This window comes from Cupriavidus sp. FW305-3-2-15-C-LB2 (assembly GCF_058787575.1).
Map to the genome: position 1 here is coordinate 1 of NZ_JBYSZW010000018.1, position 20,550 is coordinate 20,550.

The 20,550-nt window shown below is 66.8% G+C and carries 23 protein-coding genes; 8 read left to right on the top strand and 15 right to left on the bottom strand.

Annotation, left to right across the window (positions count from 1 at the left end; genetic code table 11):
- The coding region (gene ftsY / locus AC3WRR_RS15050) for a signal recognition particle-docking protein FtsY (protein ID WP_492297354.1) at window positions 1-997 on the top strand (997 nt) is incomplete at its 5' end.
- A gap of 17 nt (window positions 998-1,014) precedes the next feature.
- On the opposite strand, the gene maiA is transcribed toward ftsY, so the two are convergent.
- Window positions 1,015-1,662 carry a maleylacetoacetate isomerase gene (maiA, locus tag AC3WRR_RS15055; RefSeq protein WP_454749203.1) on the bottom strand — a complete coding sequence of 216 codons (648 nt, stop codon included), beginning with the start codon at window positions 1,660-1,662 and terminating at the stop codon, window positions 1,015-1,017.
- A gap of 4 nt (window positions 1,663-1,666) precedes the next feature.
- A complete protein-coding gene (locus AC3WRR_RS15060) occupies window positions 1,667-2,368 on the bottom strand; it encodes a fumarylacetoacetate hydrolase family protein (RefSeq protein ID WP_010814802.1) in 702 nt (233 codons plus the stop codon).
- Window positions 2,369-2,621: 253 nt separating this feature from the next.
- Between AC3WRR_RS15060 and AC3WRR_RS15065 the strand changes: the two genes are divergently transcribed.
- From AC3WRR_RS15065 to ybiB, 5 genes are all read left to right on the top strand, one after another.
- Complete coding sequence (locus tag AC3WRR_RS15065; RefSeq protein WP_037025353.1) at window positions 2,622-3,269, top strand: ANTAR domain-containing response regulator; 648 nt, start codon at window positions 2,622-2,624, stop codon at window positions 3,267-3,269.
- Between the two features lie 365 nt (window positions 3,270-3,634).
- Window positions 3,635-4,945 (top strand): CmpA/NrtA family ABC transporter substrate-binding protein, encoded by a 1,311-nt coding sequence (locus tag AC3WRR_RS15070; protein ID WP_010814804.1) that lies wholly within the window; start codon window positions 3,635-3,637, stop codon window positions 4,943-4,945.
- A 51-nt stretch (window positions 4,946-4,996) separates the two neighbouring features.
- On the top strand, window positions 4,997-5,902 hold the full coding sequence (gene ntrB, locus AC3WRR_RS15075) for a nitrate ABC transporter permease (protein ID WP_010814805.1): 906 nt from the start codon (window positions 4,997-4,999) through the stop codon (window positions 5,900-5,902).
- Window positions 5,903-5,920: 18 nt separating this feature from the next.
- The gene (locus AC3WRR_RS15080; RefSeq protein ID WP_010814806.1) at window positions 5,921-6,724 is read left to right on the top strand and encodes an ABC transporter ATP-binding protein; all 804 of its coding nucleotides are present in this window, start codon (window positions 5,921-5,923) and stop codon (window positions 6,722-6,724) included.
- A 109-nt stretch (window positions 6,725-6,833) separates the two neighbouring features.
- Window positions 6,834-7,826: a DNA-binding protein YbiB gene (gene ybiB / locus AC3WRR_RS15085; protein WP_010814807.1), complete on the top strand. Its 993-nt coding sequence runs from the start codon at window positions 6,834-6,836 to the stop codon at window positions 7,824-7,826.
- A 19-nt stretch (window positions 7,827-7,845) separates the two neighbouring features.
- Here the strand turns inward: ybiB and AC3WRR_RS15090 are convergent, their stop codons facing one another.
- Complete coding sequence (locus AC3WRR_RS15090) at window positions 7,846-8,721, bottom strand: pirin family protein (protein WP_010814808.1); 876 nt, start codon at window positions 8,719-8,721, stop codon at window positions 7,846-7,848.
- A gap of 340 nt (window positions 8,722-9,061) precedes the next feature.
- On the opposite strand from AC3WRR_RS15090, the gene rpoH reads away from it, so the two are divergent.
- Window positions 9,062-9,988 (top strand): RNA polymerase sigma factor RpoH, encoded by a 927-nt coding sequence (gene rpoH, locus AC3WRR_RS15095; protein ID WP_011614472.1) that lies wholly within the window; start codon window positions 9,062-9,064, stop codon window positions 9,986-9,988.
- 106 nt (window positions 9,989-10,094) lie between these two features.
- Here rpoH and AC3WRR_RS15100 read toward each other — a convergent pair whose 3' ends face one another.
- The 5 genes from AC3WRR_RS15100 to AC3WRR_RS15120 form a co-directional block, all read right to left on the bottom strand.
- A complete protein-coding gene (locus AC3WRR_RS15100) occupies window positions 10,095-10,715 on the bottom strand; it encodes an SCO family protein (RefSeq protein WP_010814810.1) in 621 nt (206 codons plus the stop codon).
- Window positions 10,716-10,843: 128 nt separating this feature from the next.
- A complete protein-coding gene (gene cyoE / locus AC3WRR_RS15105) occupies window positions 10,844-11,788 on the bottom strand; it encodes a heme o synthase (protein ID WP_037025354.1) in 945 nt (314 codons plus the stop codon).
- Window positions 11,785-12,897, bottom strand: coding sequence for a COX15/CtaA family protein (locus AC3WRR_RS15110; protein ID WP_010814812.1), 1,113 nt, complete (start codon window positions 12,895-12,897; stop codon window positions 11,785-11,787). Before AC3WRR_RS15110 ends, cyoE begins: the two co-directional genes overlap by 4 nt.
- A 10-nt stretch (window positions 12,898-12,907) precedes the next feature.
- Window positions 12,908-13,558, bottom strand: a complete 651-nt coding sequence (locus AC3WRR_RS15115) for an SCO family protein (RefSeq protein ID WP_010814813.1) — start codon at window positions 13,556-13,558, stop codon at window positions 12,908-12,910.
- A gap of 53 nt (window positions 13,559-13,611) precedes the next feature.
- Entirely contained in the window at window positions 13,612-14,409 is a 798-nt protein-coding gene (locus tag AC3WRR_RS15120; RefSeq protein WP_492297399.1) for an SURF1 family protein, read from the bottom strand.
- On the opposite strand from AC3WRR_RS15120, the gene AC3WRR_RS15125 reads away from it, so the two are divergent.
- Entirely contained in the window at window positions 14,408-14,617 is a 210-nt protein-coding gene (locus AC3WRR_RS15125) for a twin transmembrane helix small protein (RefSeq protein ID WP_010814815.1), read from the top strand. The two genes, AC3WRR_RS15120 and AC3WRR_RS15125, sit on opposite strands and share 2 nt — an antisense overlap.
- 129 nt (window positions 14,618-14,746) lie before the next feature.
- Here the strand turns inward: AC3WRR_RS15125 and AC3WRR_RS15130 are convergent, their stop codons facing one another.
- The 7 genes from AC3WRR_RS15130 to AC3WRR_RS15160 form a co-directional block, all read right to left on the bottom strand.
- On the bottom strand, window positions 14,747-15,607 hold the full coding sequence (locus AC3WRR_RS15130; protein WP_010814816.1) for a cytochrome c oxidase subunit 3: 861 nt from the start codon (window positions 15,605-15,607) through the stop codon (window positions 14,747-14,749).
- Window positions 15,608-15,751: 144 nt separating this feature from the next.
- The gene (locus AC3WRR_RS15135; RefSeq protein WP_010814817.1) at window positions 15,752-15,976 is read right to left on the bottom strand and encodes a DUF2970 domain-containing protein; all 225 of its coding nucleotides are present in this window, start codon (window positions 15,974-15,976) and stop codon (window positions 15,752-15,754) included.
- A gap of 39 nt (window positions 15,977-16,015) precedes the next feature.
- The gene (locus AC3WRR_RS15140) at window positions 16,016-16,627 is read right to left on the bottom strand and encodes a cytochrome c oxidase assembly protein (protein WP_058697919.1); all 612 of its coding nucleotides are present in this window, start codon (window positions 16,625-16,627) and stop codon (window positions 16,016-16,018) included.
- A 17-nt stretch (window positions 16,628-16,644) separates the two neighbouring features.
- A complete protein-coding gene (locus tag AC3WRR_RS15145) occupies window positions 16,645-16,776 on the bottom strand; it encodes a cytochrome oxidase small assembly protein (RefSeq protein WP_010814819.1) in 132 nt (43 codons plus the stop codon).
- A gap of 73 nt (window positions 16,777-16,849) precedes the next feature.
- A complete protein-coding gene (ctaD, locus tag AC3WRR_RS15150; protein ID WP_010814820.1) occupies window positions 16,850-18,457 on the bottom strand; it encodes a cytochrome c oxidase subunit I in 1,608 nt (535 codons plus the stop codon).
- 38 nt (window positions 18,458-18,495) lie between these two features.
- On the bottom strand, window positions 18,496-19,767 hold the full coding sequence (gene coxB / locus AC3WRR_RS15155; protein ID WP_492297358.1) for a cytochrome c oxidase subunit II: 1,272 nt from the start codon (window positions 19,765-19,767) through the stop codon (window positions 18,496-18,498).
- Between the two features lie 58 nt (window positions 19,768-19,825).
- Entirely contained in the window at window positions 19,826-20,335 is a 510-nt protein-coding gene (locus AC3WRR_RS15160; RefSeq protein ID WP_011614466.1) for a DUF2244 domain-containing protein, read from the bottom strand.
- Window positions 20,336-20,550 lie beyond the last annotated feature (215 nt).

The following is a 20,550-nucleotide window of genomic DNA, read 5'->3' on the forward strand; positions in this document are numbered from 1 at the left end:
CCCTGCCCCAGCGCCCGTGGCGGCCCCGATCCCCCTGCCGGCGCCCGCACCGGCCGAAGCGCTCGAGCTGGTCCCGCCGCCGGCCCAGACCGCTGAAGCGAAGCTGGGCTGGATGCATCGGCTGCGTACCGGGCTGTCCAAGACCAGCCGCAACATCGGCACGCTGTTCGTCGGCGTCAAGGTCGACGAGGCCCTGTTCGAAGAACTGGAAACCGCGCTGCTGATGGCAGATGCCGGCGTGGAAGCCACCGAGTACCTGCTGGGCGAGTTGCGCAAGCGCGTCAAGGCCGAGCGCATCGAGACCGCCGAAGGCGTCAAGGCGGCGCTGCGCGAGCTGCTGACGCAGCTGCTGCGCCCGCTGGAAAAAACTATGGCGCTGGGCCGCGAGCAGCCACTGGTGATGATGATCGCGGGCGTCAACGGCGCCGGCAAGACCACCAGCATCGGCAAGCTGTGCAAGCACTTCCAGCGCTATGACCAGAAGGTGCTGCTGGCCGCCGGCGATACCTTCCGCGCCGCCGCGCGCGAGCAACTGACGATCTGGGGCGAACGCAACAACGTCACCGTGGTGGCGCAGGAAAGCGGCGACCCGGCGGCGGTGATCTTCGACGCCGTCAATGCGGCCAAGGCGCGCGGCATCGACATCGTCATGGCCGACACCGCCGGCCGCCTGCCGACGCAGCTGCACCTGATGGAAGAGCTCAAGAAGGTCAAGCGCGTGATCAGCAAGGCCATGCCGAGCGCGCCGCACGAGGTGCTGCTGGTGATCGACGCCAACACCGGCCAGAACGCCCTGCAGCAAACCCGCGCCTTCGACGACGCGCTGGGCCTGACCGGCCTGATCGTGACCAAGCTCGACGGCACCGCCAAGGGCGGCATCCTGGCGGCTATCGCGCGCCAGCGCCCGGTGCCGGTTTATTTCATTGGCGTGGGCGAGAAGGTGGAGGACCTGCAGCCGTTCAAGGCGGATGAGTTCGCCGAAGCGCTGCTGGGGTAAGGCCCGGTTGCGAACGCTTATTCCGCGTCAGGCTGCGCCTTCGGCTCCGCCTTCTGGAAAGCAGGCAGCTCCATGCAGGTTTCATAGATCCTGGCGATCGCCGGGTAGCGGGCCAGGTCGATATTGAAGCGCTGCGCGTTGAATACCTGCGGCACCAGGCAGATATCGGCCAGCGTGGGCGTATCGCCAAAGCAGAAGCGTCCGGCCTTGCCGCCGCGCTCCAGGTTGGCCTGCAGCGACGCAAAGCCCAGCTCGATCCAGTGGTGGTACCACGCGTCCTTGACCTCGTCGGTCACGCCCACGGTGTGCTTCAGGTACTTCAGCACGCGCAGGTTGTTCAGCGGGTGGATCTCGCACGCGATCTCCTGGGCCAGTCCGCGCACATAGGCGCGGTCCAGCGCCGTGCCGGGCAGCAGCTTCGGCTCGGGATGGACCTCGTCCAGGTATTCGACGATGGCCAGCGATTGCTGCAGCACGTGCTCGCCGTCGGCGAGCGCCGGCACCAGTCCGTCGGGATTCACGGCGCGGAATTCCGGCTTGAGCTGCTGGCCGCCTTCTTTCAGCAGGTGCACCGGCACATAGTCATAGGCCAGCCCCTTGAGTTCCAGCGCAATGCGCACGCGGAATGAGGCCGAACTGCGGAAATAGCTGTAAAGCTTTAGCATCGGATCAGACTACCTTGATGGTGAGATCGCCCACGCCGCCGACGTGGCACTGCATGACATCGCCCTTGACCACCGGGCCCACGCCTTCGGGCGTGCCGCTGAAGATCAGGTCGCCCGGCTGCAGCTCGAACAGCTTCGACAGGTACGACACCATCTCCGGCACCGACCAGATCAGGTCGGACAGGTCGCCGCGCTGCTTCTCCACGCCGTTGACCGCCAGCGTCACTGCGCCCTTCTGCGGATGGCCGATGGCCAAGACCGGCACGATCGGGCCGATCGGCGCGGACTGGTCGAAGGCCTTGCCGGTCTCCCAGGGGCGGCCGGTCTTCTTCGATTCGTTCTGCAGGTCGCGGCGGGTCATGTCCAGGCCCACGGCGTAGCCGAACACGTGGCCGGCTGCCTGGTCGACCGGGATGTCGCGGCCGCCCTTGCCGATCGCCACCACCAGCTCCACTTCATAGTGGCAGTTGCTGGTGCCCGGCGGGTACGGGAAGGCGCCTTCGGTGCCGTCGGCGACGTAGCTGACCGCGTCGGACGGCTTGCAGAAGAAGAACGGCGGCTCGCGGTCGGGGTCCGAGCCCATTTCACGGGCGTGGGCAGCATAGTTGCGGCCGACGCAGTACACGCGCCGTACCGGGAAACTAGCATTGCTGCCGCGCACCGGCACGCCAACGGGCGCGGCCGGAGCGAACACGAATTCGGTCATGCATCTCTCCAGATTGTTCTGATCGGTGCTGCGGCGCGGGTGGGCAGGGTTGCAGGAAGCAGCCATGCGCGGCGTCGCCAGCAGACGCGCCCGGCGCAGCAGGGCAACAGGATACACCGCGAGAGTTGGCTCTGCGTACGACCGCATACAATGAATCCAGGCATCCTCGCAGCGCCAGCGCACCGAACTGGCGCAGGTGCCGGATACTTACCCGGCGCGAATCTTGCATGGCGCACTGCAACAGAGCCTAGCCATGACACGACGCCACCCGCCCCCATCGCCCACCGCTGCCGCACCTGCCCCGCCCACTGCCGGCGGCCGGGTGTTGCGGATCCTGCTCGTGCGCGACCCGCATGACGCCGACCCGCTGAACGTCGAGACCATCCGCGGCGGGCTGGTCAGCGCCGGCTTTACCGAGATCCAGATCGTCGATGCCGACCTGCGCCTGCCGGATGTGATCACGGCCACCCAGCCCGACATGCTGATCATCGCGTCTGAATCCGCCGCGCGCGACACCATCGAGCATGTCTGCGTCTCGACCCAGCATGCGCCGCGCCCGATCGTGCTGTTCACCGACAACGACGACAGCCAGCGCATCAAGGCAGCGCTGACGGCGGGGATCACCGCCTATATCGTCGACGGCCTGCGCGCCGAGCGCGTCAAGACCGTGCTCGACGTGGCCTACACACGCTTCGAACTGGATCAGCAGCTGCGCGCCGAGCTCGATGCCACCCGGCTCAAGCTGGCCGAGCGCAAGGTGGTCGAGCGCGCCAAGGGACTGCTGATGCAGGCGCGCGGCCTCAGCGAGGACGAGGCCTACAAGCGCCTGCGCAGCATGGCGATGGAGCGCGGCCTGAAGCTGGTGGACGCGGCCCAGCGCGTGATCGACGTGATGGGCTGAGCCGCTCCCGCCTGCCAGCCGTGGTGCGCCGCCGCACGCGACTGGTGCAATGCACGCTCCTGGCGCTGCCGCACTGCGTCACCTCCCTCCCCTGCTCCCCCGAATGTGGCGGCGGCCAGCGCGCGCGCACCACATCCGATCATTTCCCCCCGATCCGTCACAAATCCGCCCTCGAATGCTGCACTGCACAGGCTGGCACACGCCTTGCGTTATGCAGGTATCGGCCAACGGCGGCCGACCAACAATTTCGGCGGACACGGCCAACGCGGGCTGCGTCACGCCACGGACAACGGCGTCCCTGCGCCGCACCGGTCTTCTGGCGAAGCCGGTCGCGGAGGGGACGCCTTTTTTCTTGGAGCCATGCAATGCCCTCTCGCCTCAGGATTGCCAAGCCGCTGCACGCAGCCGTCCACGTTCCCGACGCGGCTGCCGACGCCGTGCCGGCCAGCAGCGGCCGCCGCCGCGCGCTTGCCACCATCGCCGGCGCCAGCGTGATGACGCTGGTCGATCCGCTGGTGCGCGCCGGTGCGTGGGCAGCGGGCTCGGACGCGCCCGAGAAGACCGACGTGCGCATCGGCTTTATCCCGCTGACCGACTGCGCCTCGGTGGTGATGGCCGCGACGCTCGGGCTGGACAAGAAATACGGCATCAAGATCACGCCGACCAAGGAAGCCTCATGGGCCGGCGTGCGCGACAAGCTGGTCAACGGCGAGCTGGACGCGGCGCACGTGCTGTACGGACTGATCTACGGCGTGCAGCTGGGCATCGGCGGCCCGAAGAAGGACATGGCCGTGCTGATGAACCTGAACCACAACGGCCAGGCCATCACGCTGTCGTCCAAGCTCGCCGAGAAAGGCGTCAAGGACGGCGCCAGCCTGAAGGCGCTGATGATGAAGGAGAAGCGCGACTACACCTTCGCCCAGACCTTCCCCACCGGCACGCACGCAATGTGGCTGTACTACTGGCTGGCGGCCAACGGCATCAACCCGATGCAGGACGCCAAGGCCATCACGGTGCCGCCGCCGCAGATGGTGGCCAATATGCGCGTGGGCAATATGGACGGCTTCTGCGTGGGCGAGCCCTGGGGCGCGCGCGCCATCGCCGACAAGATCGGCTTCACCGCCGAGACCACGCAGGCCATCTGGAAAGGCCACCCCGAGAAGACCCTGGGCACCACCGCGGAGTTCGTGCAGAAATACCCCAACACCGCGCGCGCGATGGTGGCCGCAGTGCTGGAGGCATCGAAGTTCATCGATGCGTCGGCCTCCAACCGCCGCAAGACCGCCGAGACCATTGCCGCCAAGTCCTACGTCAACACCGACATGGACATCATCCTGGACCGCATGCTGGGCCGCTACACCAACGGCCTGGGCAAGACCTGGGACGACCCAGACGCGATGAAGTTCTACCAGGACGGCGCCGCCAACTACCCGTACCTGTCCGACGGCATGTGGTTCCTGACCCAGCACAAGCGCTGGGGCTTGCTGAAGGAACATCCGGACTATCTCGCCGTGGCCCGGCAGGTCAACCGCATCGACGTCTACAAGCAGGCCGCCGCCGCCGCGCAGGTGCCGCTGCCCAAGAGCGACATGCGCAGCGCCAAGCTGATCGACGGCGTGGTCTGGGACGGCAAGGACCCCAAGGCCTACGCCGACGGTTTCAAGATCAAGGCCTGACGCAAGCCTTCCCCCACTGATCCGCAGTGCCCCTGACGAAAGGAGCCAGACGTGAATGCCATAGCCCACCCCACGCCCGATGGTGCAACCGTAGCCGCCAGCGCCGACCCCGACACCAAGGAGCGGGCGCGCCGGCGCGAGCAGGAAATCGCCGCGCAGGCACGGCGCGCGCAACGCCGCGAGGCGGTCGCCGCGCTGGTGCTCAAGGCCGTGCCGCCGGTACTGGGCTTTGCCCTGTTCGTGCTGGCCTGGCACGGCATCGCCACGATGATCCCGGCCATTCCCACGCCGCAGGCCACATGGAACGCCGCGGTGCCGCTGTTTGCCGACCCGTTCTACCGCAACGGGCCCAATGACCAGGGCATCGGCTGGAACGTGCTGGCATCGCTGGCGCGCGTCGCGGCGGGCTTCGGCCTGGCCGCGCTGGTCGGCATCCCGGCCGGCTTCCTGATCGGGCGCTTCGCCTTCCTGAACGCGATGACCGCGCCGGTGATCAGCCTGCTGCGCCCGGTCTCGCCGCTGGCGTGGCTGCCGATCGGCCTGCTGCTGTTCAAGGCCGCCAACCCGGCCGCGATCTGGGCGATCTTCATCTGCTCGATCTGGCCGATGGTGATCAACACCGCGGTCGGCGTCACGCGCGTGCCGCAGGACTACCTGAACGTGGCGCGCGTGCTGGACCTGTCGGAATGGAAGGTGTTCACGCGGGTGCTGTTCCCCGCGGTGCTGCCCTACATGCTGACCGGCGTGCGGCTGTCGATCGGCACCGCGTGGCTGGTGATCGTCGCGGCCGAGATGCTGACCGGCGGCACCGGCATCGGCTTCTGGCTGTGGGACGAATGGAACAACCTGAAGGTCGAGCACATCGTGATCGCGATCTTCGTGATCGGCATCATCGGGCTGCTGCTCGAGCATGCGCTGCTGGCGCTGGCCCGGCGCTTCAGCTACGGCACCAACTGACACGCGGGGAGAATCGCCATGGACAAGTTCGTCAGCATCGAAAACGTCGGCCAGACCTTCAAGACCCGCAAGGGCCCGTTCGTCGCCCTGCGCGATATCAACCTGCATATCGCCGAGGGCGAGTTCATCACGCTGATCGGCCATTCAGGCTGCGGCAAGTCCACGCTGCTGAACCTGGTCGCGGGACTGGCCACGCCCACCACCGGCGCGCTGATCTGCGCCGGGCGCGAGATCGCCGGGCCGGGGCCGGAGCGCGCGGTGGTGTTCCAGAACCATTCGCTGCTGCCGTGGCTGACGTGCTTCGAGAACGTCTACCTGGGCGTGGAGCGCGTCTTCGCCGCCAGCGAGAGCAAGCCGCAGCTCAAGGCGCGCACGCACGACACGCTGGCGCTGGTGGGCCTGACGCACGCCGAGAACAAGTATCCGCATGAGATCTCCGGCGGCATGAAGCAGCGCGTGGGCATTGCCCGCGCGCTGGCGATGGCGCCCAAGGTGCTGCTGATGGACGAGCCCTTCGGCGCGCTCGATGCGCTCACGCGCGCGCACCTGCAGGACGAGCTGATCAAGATCGTGGCGCGCACCCGCAGCACCGTGGTGATGGTGACCCACGACGTCGACGAGGCCGTGCTGCTGGCCGACCGCATCATCATGATGACCAACGGTCCGGCCGCGACCATCGGCGAGATCCTGAAGGTGGAGCTTCCGCGTCCGCGCGACCGCGTCGCGCTGGCCGACGACAAGGCCTACCACGCCTGCCGCACCGCGGTGCTGGACTTCCTCTACCGCAAGCAGCGCAACCCGGCGCTGCAGGAAGCCGCGTAGTGCCCGCCGGCCGCGTGCCGGTGGGCGGCCCTATGTGGCACAGGCGGCGATGGGCGCGGCGGCCTGGCTCCGCTATCATGAACCCAGAACAGACTACCCCCACGCCGCCATGACCACGCCAGCCACGTCCTTCCCTGCTGCCCGCTATATCAAGGAGATCGGCCGCGGCGTCAACGGCGCGCGGGCGCTGCCGCGCGAAGACGCGCAGGCCCTGTTCGACGCCATGCTGGCCGGGCGCGTCTCGGACCTGGAGCTCGGCGCCATCCTGATGGCCTACCGCATCAAGGGCGAGGCCCCGCACGAGCTGGCCGGCATGCTGGAAGCCGCCCATGCGCACTGCCAGCCGCTGCCGGCGCCGCCTGACCGGCAGGTGGTGGTGATCCCCAGCTACAACGGTGCGCGCAAGCAACCCAACCTGGTGCCGCTGCTGGCGCTGCTGCTGGCGCGCGAAGATGTCCCCGTGCTGGTGCACGGCACGCGCCTGTTCAATGGCCGCGTGACCAGCATGGCGCTGTTCGAGGCGCTGGGCGTGCCCTTGTGCGCGACTACCGGCGACGCCTCGGCACGGCTGCGCGAGAGCAGCGACCTCGGGCCGCTGGCGGTGCTGCCGGTGGATGTGCTGTCGCCCGGGCTGTCGCAGCTGCTGGAGCGGCGCACCGTGATCGGCCTGCGCAATTCGGCGCATACGGTGGCCAAGATGCTGCAGCCGGTGGGCGAGCATTCGCCCGCGGAAGGGTTGCGCCTGTACAGCTACACCCACCCCGAATACCGCGAGACGCTGACCGACTACTTCTCGCATGAACCCGCCAACGTGCTGCTGGCACGCGGCACCGAGGGCGAAGTGGTGGCCGATGCGCGCCGCACCAGCCGCATCGACTGGCTGCACGAGGGGCACCAGCAGACGCTGGTCGATCCGGCTGTTGGTTCGCTGGCCGAAGTGCCTGAACTGCCGCCCGGCAGCGACGCCGGCCAGACCGTGGCCTGGATCCGGCGCGTGCTGGACGGCGCGGCGCCGGTGCCGGCACCGATCGCGATCCAGGTCGAGGCCATCCGCGAATGCCTGCGGCAAGGCACTCGCGTGACTTGGGCCAGCCCGGTCTGAGCCAGCCCCGGGACCGCTGTCAGGGCTTGCGCGGGGGCAGCGGGATGCGCTCGGTCTCGCCCGGCACGTGCGGGAACTGATCGTCCTCCCAGCGCTGGGCGGCGGCCTCGATCGCCACCTTGCTGCTGGCAACGAAATTCCAGTAGATGAAGCGGTGCCCGTCGGTCGGGTCGCCGCCCAGCAGCATTACGCGCGACGGCGTCGTGGCCGTCAGCGTTGCGGGCTGGCCCGGCGTGAGCACCACCATATGCTCGGCCGGCAGCGGCTCGCCGTCGAGCGCCACCGCCCCGTCCACCGGATAGATGCCCCGCTCGGCATGATCGGCCGGGATCTCCACGCTCGCGCCCGCATCCAGCTCGATCGCCACGTACAGGGTGCGGCTGAAGACCTTGACCGGAGAGACCTGGCCAAAGGCATCGCCCGCAATCACCACCATGCGCACACCCGGCCGCTCGATCCGTGGCAGCGTGGCGGCGGGATGGTGGAAAAACGACGGCTCGGCACCCTCATGCTCCTGCGGCAGTGCCACCCAGGTCTGGATGCCGTGCAGGCGGGCCCCGGCGGGGCGCACATGCTCGGGCGAGCGCTCCGAGTGCACGATGCCGTGCCCGGCGGTCATCCAGTTGACATCGCCCGGGCGGATCGCCTGGTCGCTGCCCAGGCTGTCTCGGTGGATGATCTCGCCCTCGAACAGATAAGTGACCGTGGCCAGTCCGATATGTGGATGCGGGCGCACGTCGGCTCCGCCGCCCGGCGGCAGTTGCACCGGCCCCATATGGTCGAAGAAGATAAACGGACCAACGGTCTGGGTGGCGGCGGCGGGCAACAGCCGGCGCACGGTAAAATCGCCCAGGTCGCGCACATGCGGCTTGAGCAAGTGTTCGATAGCAGACATAACTCCTCCGGTGGAATGAGAGAGGCTTGCAAGGATGCCAGCGCGCCGCAGCTTGGTCGAGTGTAGCCGCTGCTGCAACAAATCATTGCAGCAGCGGGCAGAACCCCCGTGCCCGGCACCGCTCTAACATCCAGTGCGCCGAACCGTGGGTATCGTTCCCGCCGCTCGAATTGATAGGTAGCTATGCCAGCAGCAAGAGCAATCGAGAGGAACTATCACGACCATCGGGGCTCCAATTAGCACTCACCCGGCCTGAGTGCTAATATGTGTTGCAGTGCCACCGCCCCAACAGGCGCGGCACCCCGGCAACCGAACCGCCGGATGCGAAAGGAGCCATTGAGTGAACGCAGTCTTGTCTGCCGACCAAACCCTGAATAACCGTCTGCCGACGGCACCCCGGAGCACGGGCAGCTTCGCGCTGACCTTCCCGGCCACCGTTGGCAACCTCGACAGCTATATCCAGGCTGTCCACCGGATTCCGCTGTTGACCGCGGAGGAAGAGCAGCGCCTGGCGCGCGAGCTCCGCGACCACGATTCCGTTGACGCTGCCCGCCAGATGGTGATGTCCCACCTGCGCCTGGTGGTGTCGATCGCCCGCCAGTACCTGGGCTACGGCCTGCCCCACGCCGACCTGATCCAGGAAGGCAATATCGGCCTGATGAAGGCGGTCAAGCGCTTCGACCCCGACCAGGGCGTGCGCCTGGTGTCGTACGCGATGCACTGGATCAAGGCCGAGATCCACGAATACGTGCTGAAGAACTGGCGCATGGTCAAGGTTGCCACCACCAAGGCCCAGCGCAAGCTGTTCTTCAACCTGCGCAGCCACAAGCAGGGCGCGCACACGTTCACGCCGGAGCAGGTCGAGGCCGTGGCGCGCGAGCTGAACGTCAAGCCCGAAGAAGTGATGGAGATGGAAACCCGCCTGTCGGGCGGCGACCTGGCGCTGGAAGGCCAGATCGACGACGGCGAAGAGGAATTCGCCCCCATCGCCTACCTGGCGGACAACCACAACGAGCCCACCCGCGTGCTGGAAGCCAAGCGCCACGACCGCATGCAGGTCGAGGGCCTGGAAGAAGCGCTGGGCAAGCTGGACGAACGCAGCCGCCGCATCATCGAGGCGCGCTGGCTGCACGTCGAAGACGATGGCTCGGGCGGCTCCACGCTGCATGAGCTGGCTGACGAGTTCGGCGTCTCGGCCGAGCGCATCCGCCAGATCGAGGCCGCGGCCATGAAGAAGATGAAGGGGGCGCTGCAGGCGTTCGCCTGATCCGCACCCCCAGCCATGCAAAAGGCCGGTCCACTGGACCGGCCTTTTTGTTGCCCGCGAGAGGGTGAGTGCGACCTTATGCCGCACCCCTTCCCACCCTTTCACGTCACGACAGCAGCTGTTTCAGGTCGTGCGCGATCGGATCCGGACCCTGGCCGTGGCGGATGAACAGCCGCAGCTTGCCGTCCGGGTCGAACACATAGCTGCCCGCGGAGTGGTCCACCGTGTAGTTGTTCGGGGAGCTGCCCGGCACCTTGGCGTAGAACACCTTGAAGTCCTTGGTCAACTTCTGCAGTGCGGCTTCGTCGGCCGGGCGCAGCCCCAGGAAGCGCGCATCGAAGGCCGGCACGTACTGCGCCAGCAGCGCCTGCGTGTCGCGTTCCGGGTCGACCGTGACGAACAGCACCTGCACGCGGTCGGCATCCGGGCCCAGTTTCTCCATCACCGCCTTCAGTTCGGCCATCGTCGTCGGGCACACGTCCGGGCAGTGGGTGTAGCCGAAGAACATCACCACCGCCTTGCCCTTGAAGTCGGCGATGGTGCGCACCTTGCCGTGATGGTCGGTCAGCGAGAAGTCCTTGCCGAAGTCCGCCGCGCCGGTGATGTCGACATTGCGGAACGAGGCCTTCTGCTGCCCGCAGGCAGCCACGGCCAGCGCAAGCGCGGCCAGCAGGGAAAAGCGGCGGAAGGCGGCGAACAGGCCGGAGGCGGGGCTTAGGCGGGGCATGCGGCGGAAACCGGTCAGGGGTGGGAGGAAACAGCGGCACCGGAGGGCGGCGACATCACGCAGTATCGCCGATCGTGCCGCCACGCTGCGCCGGCCGCGACAAGATGCCGCAGCCGGTCGGCCACAGGTCAGACCTGCGGCACGAACTTGAAGTAGTGGTCGACCAGCAGCGCGGCGAACAGCAGCGACAGGTACAGGATCGAGAAGCGGAAGGTGCGCTGCGCCAGCTCGTCCGAATAGTTACGGTACATCTTCCAGGCGTAGGCCAGGAAACCCGCGCCCAGCGCCAGCGCGGCCGCCAGGTAGATATAGCCGCTCATGCCGTAGACAAAGGGCAGCAGCGTCGCGGCGATCATGATCAGCGTGTACAGCAGGATATGCAGCAGCGTGTAGCGCTCGCCGTGCGTGACCGGCAGCATCGGCAGGCCGGACTTGGCGTAGTCGGCGCGGCGGTACAGCGCCAGGGCCCAGAAGTGCGGCGGGGTCCAGGTGAAGATGATCAGCACCAGGAACCAGGCCTCGGCAGGTACCTCGCCCGCCACCGCGGCCCAGCCCAGCGCCGGCGGCATCGCCCCCGAGAGCCCGCCGATCACTATGTTCTGCGGCGTGGCCGGCTTGAGCAGGATGGTGTAGACCACCGCGTAGCCGAGGAAGGTGGCAAAGGTCAGCCACATCGTCAGGTCGTTGGCGTAGACGTGCAGCAGCCACATGCCGGCGCCGCCCAGTACGGCGGAGAACACCAGGGTCTGCGGCGTGGTGATCTCGCCGGTGGCCGACGGGCGCCACGCGGTGCGGCGCATCAGCGCATCGATCTTCTGCTCGACCAGGCAATTGATGGCAAAGGCCGCACCGGCCAGCAGCCAGATGCCGGCGGCGCCGCCGATCAGCACGCGCCACGGCACCATGCCGGGCGTGGCGAGGAACATGCCGATGATGGCGCAGAACACGGCCAGCTGCGTCACGCGCGGCTTGGTCAGGGCGGCATATTGTCGGGCAAGGTGCCGTATCCGGCTCAACTTGCCCAGCGAATGGGGGTGGGTAGCGGTAACCACGGAAGGGGTCTTGTCTTTCATGTGGCGCGGGCGGCGTTCGGCACGGCAGCGGGGGCGCCGGCGGCCCGCATGGTGAGCCCTGCGAGCCCTGTATTGTAGTGGAGGCGGACCAGCAGCAGCAGGAGCAGCGCCGCGCCGCCGTTGTGCGCAACCGCGGCCACCAGCGGCCAGTCGAACACGATATTGGACATCCCGGTGGCCAGTTGCAGCACCAGCGTGGCCAGCAGCCAGCCGGCCGCGCGCGCGAGCCCTTCAAGCCGGCGCGCTCGCAGGCCAAGCCACGCCAGGTAGCCCAGCACGACAAAGGCAAAGCCGCGGTGCACCCAGTGGATCGCCACCAGCGCCGCGTGCGGGATGTAGTCGCCATCGGCGGTCATGCCCAGCTGGCGCCACAGGGTGAAGCCGTGGCGGAAATCCATCTCGGGCACCAGCTGGCCATTGCACAGCGGGAAGTCGGTGCAGGCCAGCACCGCGTAGTTGGTGCTGACCCAGCCCCCCAGGAAGATCTGGATCACCAGCAGCAGCAGGCCGATGCGCACCGGCCAGCGCAGCCGCGCGGCCCGCGCCGCGACCGGGTGCGGCGGATCGTTGCGCGAGCCCAGCTGGATCAGCACGGCCAGCAGAGCCATGCCCAGCATCAGGTGCGTGACCACGATGATCGGCTGCAGCTTCAGGGTCACGGTGAAAGCGCCGAACGCACCCTGCACGCACACCAGCAGCAGCACCCCGGTGGCGAACCACGGCGACTGCTTCAGCTCGCGCCGCTTGACCCACGCCAGCACCATCAGCGTGATGATCAGCACCCCGACCGCCATGGCGAAGTAGCGGTGGATCATCTCGATCCACGCCTTGGCCAGCGTCACCGGGCCGCTGGGCAGCGCGGTCTCGGCCGCGCGGATCGGCTCCATCGCGGCGTGCGGGTTGGAGTGCCCGTAGCAGCCGGGCCAGTCGGGGCAGCCCAGGCCGGAGTCGGTCAGGCGCGTGAAGCTGCCGAACATGATCAGGTCCAGCGTCAGGAACGCCGTGATCCAGGCGAGCTTGCGGTATTTGTTGCGGTCCCCCTTCACCAGCACGTAGGACAGCGGGAACAGCGCGATCAGGATGCCGATGATGGCCAGTTGCAGCAGCATGCCGTCCCCTTTAGCCGATGCGCGAGACCTTGAGCAGCTTCTTCAGGTCGCCGCTCATCTTCTTGGGGTCCGGATCCTGCGGGAAACGCATCATCAGGTTGCCCAGCGGGTCGACCAGGAACAGGGTGTCCTCGGCGCGCTTGCCGGGTTCGGCCGGCAGCCACTGCTGCGCGGCCTGGCGGTCGATGCGCAGGAAGCGCACACCCGCGTAGGGCTCGTTGTAGGCGGCGTTCAGGCGCTCGTCGATCTTGCCGTCGTCGGTCACCAGCCACACCGGCACGATGCGTTCGCGGTCCTGGCCCTGCCCGGCGCGGATCTGGCGGATGGTGAAGAGCTTCTTCGCGCAGGCCTCGTCGCAGGCGGACGGGTCGGTGGTCACCAGCAGCCACTTGCCGCGGAACTGCTCCAGCGGCACGGCCCGGCCCTGCTCATCGGTGACGCGCACCGGCGGCATCGGCCGCTGCGGGTCGACCAGCGCGCCGTAGTTGGTGGCGCCGCCACGCGGCTTGATGACGTAATAGGTGAAGTAAGAGGCGATCACCGGCGACGCGCACACCAGCAACAGCATCAGCATCTGCAGGCGGCCACGGCGCGTGCGCGCATCGATGCGGGTATCCGGCGGCGAGGCCGCGGCGGCCGGGGCGGAGTCTTGCTGTGCCATGGAGTACGTCTGTCCTTTGTCTTCGGCGAGCGCATGCGCCCGGTTCATTCGAGTTACGGTGCTGCCACCCGGCGCGCGCGGCGCCAGCCCAGCACGACCACCAGCACCACCGTCAGCGCGGCCAGCCCGAACCACTGGAAGGCATAGCCGTAGTGCCGGTCCGCGCCCAGGTCGGCCGGGGCCCAGTCGCGCGCCAGGCCATCGCCGCTGTCGCTGCGCTGCTCCAGCACCAGCGGGTGCAGCGCCAGGCCGGTTTCAGCCGCATAGGCAGCGAGGTCCAGGTTCTGGCGGATCTTGCTGCCGGCGGCGTCCTGGCCCAGGCTATAGACCCGCGGCACGGCCGCCAGTGCCGTGCCTTCGATCGTTACCTCGCCCTCGGGCGTGGGGAACGGCGCAATCCGGGTGCGGTCCTGGGCATCGCGCGGCAGCCAGCCGCGCAGCACCAGCACCGCCTGCATGGCGCCGGCGGCACCTGCGGGCGCCGGCGAGGCGGCTGCAATCCGCAGCGGCGTCAGCACCAGGAAGCCGGCGCGGCTATCCCCGGGGCTGCTGCCATTGCCGTGGGGGCGATTATCCAGCAATACGGTGCGGGCCGTGTCAAAGCGCCCGGTCATGCGGACCGTGCGGTCGGTCACAACTTGCGGCAGCGGGGCCGTGCCCAGCACCACCGGCGGCTGCGCCGACAGCGCCTGCAGCCGCGCCGCGCGCGCCTCCTTGTCGTGCGCGCGGTTGAGCTGCCAGTTGCCCAGCGCGCAGGTCACGGCGATCATCACCAGTGCAGCGGCCAGCGGCAACGGGCTGGTGCGATAATGGGTCTTTCCGTCGCTCCTGGCCCCGACCTGCCCCGCCATGCGCTTTGTCATCATCGTTGCCTTCATCCTGATCATCGCCAGCCTGGCCTCCGCCCTGTTCTTCATGATGCGCGACCGCGGCACGACGCCCAACATGATGCGCTCGCTGATGCTGCGCGTCGGGTTCTCGATGGCGCTGTTCCTGTTCATCCTGTTCTCGAACTGGATGGGCTGGATCCACAGCACGGGCATCCGCATGGCACCCTGAACGCCAGGACGCGGGCACCAGGCCCGCAAAAGACAAACGCCGCAGGCTGGACAACCTCCTGCGGCGTTTCTCTTTTGCGTTGGCGCCGGCGGCCCCCGGGGGGCGCGCCGGCGGGTACGGCAGCCGGATTTACAGCCAGTACACCACGACGTAGAGGAACAGCCACACCACGTCAACGAAGTGCCAGTACCAGGCGGCGCCTTCGAATGCAAAGTGGTGGTCAGGCGTGAAGTGGCCCTTCAGCACGCGGACCAGCACCACGGCCAGCATGATCGCGCCCATGGTCACGTGGAAGCCGTGGAAGCCGGTCAGCAGGAAGAAGGTCGAGCCGTAGATGCCCGAGGTCAGCTTCAGGTTCAGTTCCGAGTAGGCGTGCATGTACTCGTACACCTGGAAGCACATGAAGACCGCGCCCAGCAGGATGGTCAGCGACAGGCCCTGAATCAGCTGGCTGCGCTTGCCGGCCAGCAGCGCGTGGTGCGCCCAGGTCAGCGTCAGGCCGGACATCAGCAGCAGCGCGGTGTTGATGGTCGGGATTGGCCACGGACCCATGGTCTGGAAGCTTTCCACCACGCCGGCCGGGCCGGTGTTGGGCCATACCGCGGCAAAGTCGGGCCACAGGATCTTGTTGTTCAGGTCGCCCAGCCACGGCATGGCGATGGTGCGGGCATAGAACAGCGCGCCGAAGAAGGCCGCGAAGAACATCACCTCCGAGAAGATGAACCAGCCCATCGACCAGCGGAACGACAGGTCGATGTTCTTGCCGTACATGCCGCCTTCGGACTCGCTGATGGCGTCGCCAAACCAGCTCTTGAGCACGAACAGGAACCACAGCAGGCCGAGGCCGCACAGGTACGGCGCCCAGGGCTGCCCGTTTACCCAACCGGCGGCACCCGCGCCCGTCATCAGCAGGCCGAAGCTTGCCGTGATCGGGTGGCGCGACGGGCCCGGTACGAAGTAGTACGGAGCGTTTGCGCGATTCGCACTCATTCTTTTATCTCCAGCTCAGAGTCTTTGATTCAGTATTCGTGATCCGCGCTTTGGCACTGCGGGCCGTCCCCTCCTCCGGGCCAGCCCCGCCGCCGCGGTTGCTTTGTTCTGCGACTGCTTTTGTTGTCTACCCTTCCTGCCCTGCTATCCCGCTGCCTGCCCCACCACGGTGCGCACGATGAGCACCAGCACCGCGATGAAGATGGCCGCCGCGATCACTCCGGCGATCACCACATGCACCGGGTTCAGCCGGGCCATGTCGCGCTCGTGCTCGGCGCCTTTGCGCAGGCCGATGAACGACCACAGCACCGCGCGCATGGTCTGCCCGAACGACATCTTGCGCTTGACCGCGTCCTTCATCTCATCCATTGCCCGTCCTCCTCCGCCCCGGCATGCACCGCGGCCGCCTCAGATGCCCTTGCCGGCCGGTGCCGGCTGCGGCGCCAGCTGGCCCTCGGGCGCCTGCGCCACCGGCGCACCCACCTCGAAGAAGGTGTACGACAGCGTAATATTCTTCACATCCTTGGGCAGCGCGGGATCGATCACGAACACCACCGGCATCTCGCGCGCCTCTTTCGCCTTGAGCGTCTGCTGCTTGAAGCAGAAGCACTCCAGCTTCATGAAATACTGGGTCGCCTGCTTGGGCGCGTAGCTCGGGATGGCCTGCGCCGAAATATCGCGCGGCTGTCCGTTGGCCACCTCGTAGACGATCGTCGCCATCTCGCCCGGATGCACTTCCATGCTGTTCTTCACCGGCCGGAAGGCGAAGGGCCCGCGCGCGTTGGAGTCGAACTCCACCGTGATGGTGCGGCTCTTGTCGACCTGCGTGTTCTTCACCGCGCCGTGCAGCTCGCGCGTGGTGATCACGTTGATGCCGGTGATCTCGCAGATCTTCTTATACAGCGGCACCAGCGCATAGCCGAAGCCGAACATCACGGCCACGATCACGACCAGGCGCAGCATCATGCCGCGGTTGAACCGCTTGTCCGCTTCCCTGCCAGCCTGCTGGTCGATGCTCATCTCGCTACCCTGCCGCCTCAGCCAAGAAACATCATCTTGGCGAAGAACCCCAGAAAGAAAACCACCACGATCGACAGCAGGATCAGGCCAAGGCGCCGGTTGGCGGCCTTCTGGTCCGGGCGTGATGGGCTTTTGTCTGGAGACTGCATAGCTGCTTCTGTTGCTTGCCGGCGCGGGAGGCGACGCTGCCGCCTCCCGCTGCCTGATTACGCTGGCCGCGCCTTAGCGGACCTGCGGGGGAACTTCAAAGGTGTGGAACGGCGCCGGCGACGGCACGGTCCACTCCAGGCCCTCTGCGCCATCCCAGGGCTTGTCGGCGGCCTTCTCGCCACCGCGGTACGACGGCAGCACCACGAAGAAGAAGAAGTACACCTGCATCAGGCCGAAGCCCAGCGCACCGATCGACGCGATCGCATTGAAGTCAGCGAACTGGGTCGGGTAGTCGGCATAGCGACGCGGCATGCCGGCCAGGCCCAGGAAGTGCATCGGGAAGAAGGTCACGTTGAAGAAGATGATCGACCCCCAGAAGTGGATCTGGCCGCGGGTTTCGTTGTACATGAAACCGCTCCACTTCGGACCCCAGTAGTAGAAGCCCGCGAACAGCGCGAACAGCGAGCCGGCCACCAGCACATAGTGGAAGTGCGCCACAATGAAGTAGGTGTCCTGCAGCTGGATGTCGATCGGGGCCACGGCCGGCATCAGGCCGGTGAAGCCGCCGATGGTGAACACGAAGATGAAGCCGATCGAGAACAGCATCGGGGTCTCGAAGGTCATCGAGCCGCGCCACATGGTGGCGATCCAGTTGAAGATCTTCACGGCGGTGGGCACCGCGATCAGCATGGTCGCGTACATGAAGAACAGCTGGCCGGTCACCGGCATGCCGGTCGTGAACATGTGGTGGGCCCACACGATGAACGACAGGATGGCGATCGAGGCGGTGGCGTACACCATCGAGCTGTAGCCGAACAGGCGCTTGCGGGCAAACGCCGGCACCACCTGCGAGACGATCCCGAACGCCGGCAGGATCATGATGTACACCTCGGGGTGGCCGAAGAACCAGAAGATGTGCTGGTACATCACCGGGTCACCACCACCGGCGGCCGAGAAGAAGCTCGTGCCGAAATGGCGGTCGGTCAGCACCATGGTGATGGCGCCGGCCAGCACGGGCATCACGGCGATCAGCAGGTAGGCGGTGATCAGCCAGGTCCAGCAGAACATCGGCATCTTCATCAGCGTCATGCCCGGGGCGCGCATGTTGAGGATGGTCACGATGATGTTGATCGAGCCCATGATCGACGACGCACCCATGATGTGCATCGCGAAGATGGCCATGTCCATGCCCGGGCCCATCTGCACCGACAGCGGCGCGTACAGGGTCCAGCCGGCGGCGGTGGCGCCGCCCGGGACCAGGAACGAGCCGGCCAGCAGCAGCGCGGCCGGCGGCATCAGCCAGAAGCTGAAGTTGTTCATGCGCGCGAACGCCATGTCGGACGCGCCGATCTGCAGCGGGATCATCCAGTTGGCGAAGCCGACGAAGGCCGGCATGATCGCGCCGAACACCATCACCAGACCGTGCATGGTGGTGAACTGGTTGAACAGCTCGGGGCGGAAGAACTGCAGGCCCGGCTCGAACAGCTCCAGGCGGATCAGCAGTGCCAGCAAACCGCCCGACAGCAGCATGATGAACGAGAACAGCAGGTACAGCGTACCGATGTCCTTGTGGTTGGTCGCGAACAGCCAGCGGCGCCAGCCATGCGGGTGGTCGTGCGCGTGGTCGTCATGCGCATGATCGTGCGGATGGGCGAGCGCGTCCGGGGTAGCAGTACTCATCGCAAATGCTCCTCTAATCCTGTTCTGTCTTCAGCGGGTCAGCCCGCGACGCGGTTGCCCGCGAGGCTGGCCTGCTTGTCAGCCTTGTCAGCCTTGTCGGCCGGCTTGGCTTCGGCCTTCGGCACTGCGCCGCCTGCCGCGCCGCCGCCCTCGGGGAACTTGCCCGCACGGGCGCCCACGAAGTCGCTCGGCTGGACCACTTCACCCGTCTTGTTGCTCCAGGCGTTGCGCGTATAGGTCATGACCGCGGCCAGCTCGGTGTCCGAGAGCTGCTTCCACGACGGCATGGCAGCCTTGCCTTCCAGCATGATGTGCATCTGGCCGGCCTTGGGGCCGTTGACCAGCTTGGAGCCGTCCAGCGCCGGGAAGGCGCCGCCGCCCTTGCCGTTGGGCTGGTGGCAGACCGCGCAGTTGGCGGCGTAGACCTTCTCGCCACGCACCTTCGACTCGTCCAGCGTCCAGGTCTTGTTGGGATCGTCGGCCTTGGCCGCCAGCTCCTTCTTCTTGCCGTCGACCCACTTGGTGTAGTCGGCGTCCGAGACCACGCGCACCACGATCGGCATGAAGGCGTGCTCCTTGCCGCACAGCTCGGCGCACTGGCCGCGGTACACGCCGATCTTCTCGGCCTTGAACCAGGTGTCGCGCACGAAGCCGGGGATCGCATCCTGCTTGACGCCGAAGGCCGGGATCATCCAGGCGTGGATCACGTCGTTGGCGGTGGTGACGATGCGGATCTTCTTGTTGACCGGCACGACCAGCTCGTTGTCCACCTCCATCAGGTAGGTATTCGACTTGGGCTGCTCGTTGTTGATCTGCTCGCGCGGGGTGGTCAGGGTCGACACGAAGGAGATGCCTTCGCCTTCGCCCTTCAGGTAGTCATAGCCCCACTTCCACTGGTAGCCGGTGGCCTTGATGGTGATGTCGGAGTTGGTGGTGTCCTTCATCGCCACCACGGTCTTGGTGGCCGGCAGGGCCATCGCAATCACGATGATGAACGGGACGATGGTCCAGATCACTTCGACCGTGATGCTCTCGTGGAAGGCAGCCGGCTTGGCACCCTTGGCCTTGCGGTGCTTGAAGACGGAATAAAACATCACGCTGAATACCGCGACGAAGATCACCGTGCACATGATCAACATCATCCAGTTCAGCCAGTGAATCTGTTCGGCGATCTTGGTAACCGGCTCGGTCAGGTTGAGCTGGCGCACGGCGGGGCCGCCCGGCATGTCGCTGACCGCGGACGCCGCCTGGCTGGCAAGCAGGGACGCGCCGGCCAGACAAACTGCGGATGCCTTCTTCCACATTTTCATTTGTTATCTACCCAATTTACAGATTCAAATCTGTCCCCGCCGCCGCCACCGCCGCCTCTCAGAGGCGGCGCAAGGCCGCTGCGAGCTCCTGCGCGAACTTGCGTCGCCGGTACGGGTCCACGTGACACCCCACCTGTACCTCACGCCCGCCCGAGCGCAGCGTCACCAGCGCGCGGAACGATTCACCCAGTTCGATCCGCACCCAGCGCGGATTGAATTCCTGACGCGTCACCCGTCCGGCGCTGGCTGTCTCCACGACCAGCGTGCCGTCGGTGATGCTGACGCGCTCATAGTCTGTCGCATGGCGCGCATACACCAGCAGTGCGATGCCCAGCCCGATCAGCTCGATGCTCGCAAACGGCAGTACGAGCCAGGACCCTTGCCACGCAAAAAACAACGCGATGGCAAGCGAAACCGTGAGGATCGAGAGGTAAAACCAGCCGACCTGGCGTGGACTCAGCGAGCAATTCCGCTTCATCAGCCAGTCGTGGGGCGCGGGGGGAGGTCCGTCGAGATTTCCGCCGGAGTCACCACCTGCCGTCTGGAATGCGATACCCAAGTCTTGCATCGCCAACCACTCTGCATCGGATGCACACCCGGGACGATGGCGTCCGGGCCGCACAGTGCAAGTGCAAAACCAGGACGTTCTTGTGCCAGGGGACCACTGCGACAAACTGGCGCATTATAGGGCGCTTCCCATACACGGACAAGGGCGCGCCTTGACCGGACGGCTTGCGCGCTGCTTGATTCTGTGCATAGGGAAGGGCCCCGCCATCGCCCTGC

Coding starts and splice junctions, on each gene's coding strand:
- ybiB (WP_010814807.1), top strand. CDS start 6,834: ATGACCACGCCAGCCACGTCCTTCCCTGCTGCCCGCTATATCAAGGAG.
- AC3WRR_RS15110 (WP_010814812.1), bottom strand. CDS start 12,897: ATGCTGCTGCAACTGGCCATCATCGGCATCCTGATCGCGCTGTTCCCG.
- AC3WRR_RS15125 (WP_010814815.1), top strand. CDS start 14,408: ATGCGCTTTGTCATCATCGTTGCCTTCATCCTGATCATCGCCAGCCTG.
- cyoE (WP_037025354.1), bottom strand. CDS start 11,788: ATGAAAGACAAGACCCCTTCCGTGGTTACCGCTACCCACCCCCATTCG.
- AC3WRR_RS15140 (WP_058697919.1), bottom strand. CDS start 16,627: ATGAGCATCGACCAGCAGGCTGGCAGGGAAGCGGACAAGCGGTTCAAC.
- AC3WRR_RS15145 (WP_010814819.1), bottom strand. CDS start 16,776: ATGCAGTCTCCAGACAAAAGCCCATCACGCCCGGACCAGAAGGCCGCC.
- coxB (WP_492297358.1), bottom strand. CDS start 19,767: ATGAAAATGTGGAAGAAGGCATCCGCAGTTTGTCTGGCCGGCGCGTCC.
- maiA (WP_454749203.1), bottom strand. CDS start 1,662: ATGCTAAAGCTTTACAGCTATTTCCGCAGTTCGGCCTCATTCCGCGTG.
- AC3WRR_RS15160 (WP_011614466.1), bottom strand. CDS start 20,335: ATGCAAGACTTGGGTATCGCATTCCAGACGGCAGGTGGTGACTCCGGC.
- AC3WRR_RS15065 (WP_037025353.1), top strand. CDS start 2,622: ATGACACGACGCCACCCGCCCCCATCGCCCACCGCTGCCGCACCTGCC.
- AC3WRR_RS15135 (WP_010814817.1), bottom strand. CDS start 15,976: ATGGATGAGATGAAGGACGCGGTCAAGCGCAAGATGTCGTTCGGGCAG.
- ctaD (WP_010814820.1), bottom strand. CDS start 18,457: ATGAGTACTGCTACCCCGGACGCGCTCGCCCATCCGCACGATCATGCG.
- AC3WRR_RS15070 (WP_010814804.1), top strand. CDS start 3,635: ATGCCCTCTCGCCTCAGGATTGCCAAGCCGCTGCACGCAGCCGTCCAC.
- AC3WRR_RS15120 (WP_492297399.1), bottom strand. CDS start 14,409: ATGGCGGGGCAGGTCGGGGCCAGGAGCGACGGAAAGACCCATTATCGC.
- AC3WRR_RS15060 (WP_010814802.1), bottom strand. CDS start 2,368: ATGACCGAATTCGTGTTCGCTCCGGCCGCGCCCGTTGGCGTGCCGGTG.
- AC3WRR_RS15090 (WP_010814808.1), bottom strand. CDS start 8,721: ATGTCTGCTATCGAACACTTGCTCAAGCCGCATGTGCGCGACCTGGGC.
- AC3WRR_RS15080 (WP_010814806.1), top strand. CDS start 5,921: ATGGACAAGTTCGTCAGCATCGAAAACGTCGGCCAGACCTTCAAGACC.
- AC3WRR_RS15115 (WP_010814813.1), bottom strand. CDS start 13,558: ATGGCACAGCAAGACTCCGCCCCGGCCGCCGCGGCCTCGCCGCCGGAT.
- AC3WRR_RS15130 (WP_010814816.1), bottom strand. CDS start 15,607: ATGAGTGCGAATCGCGCAAACGCTCCGTACTACTTCGTACCGGGCCCG.
- AC3WRR_RS15100 (WP_010814810.1), bottom strand. CDS start 10,715: ATGCCCCGCCTAAGCCCCGCCTCCGGCCTGTTCGCCGCCTTCCGCCGC.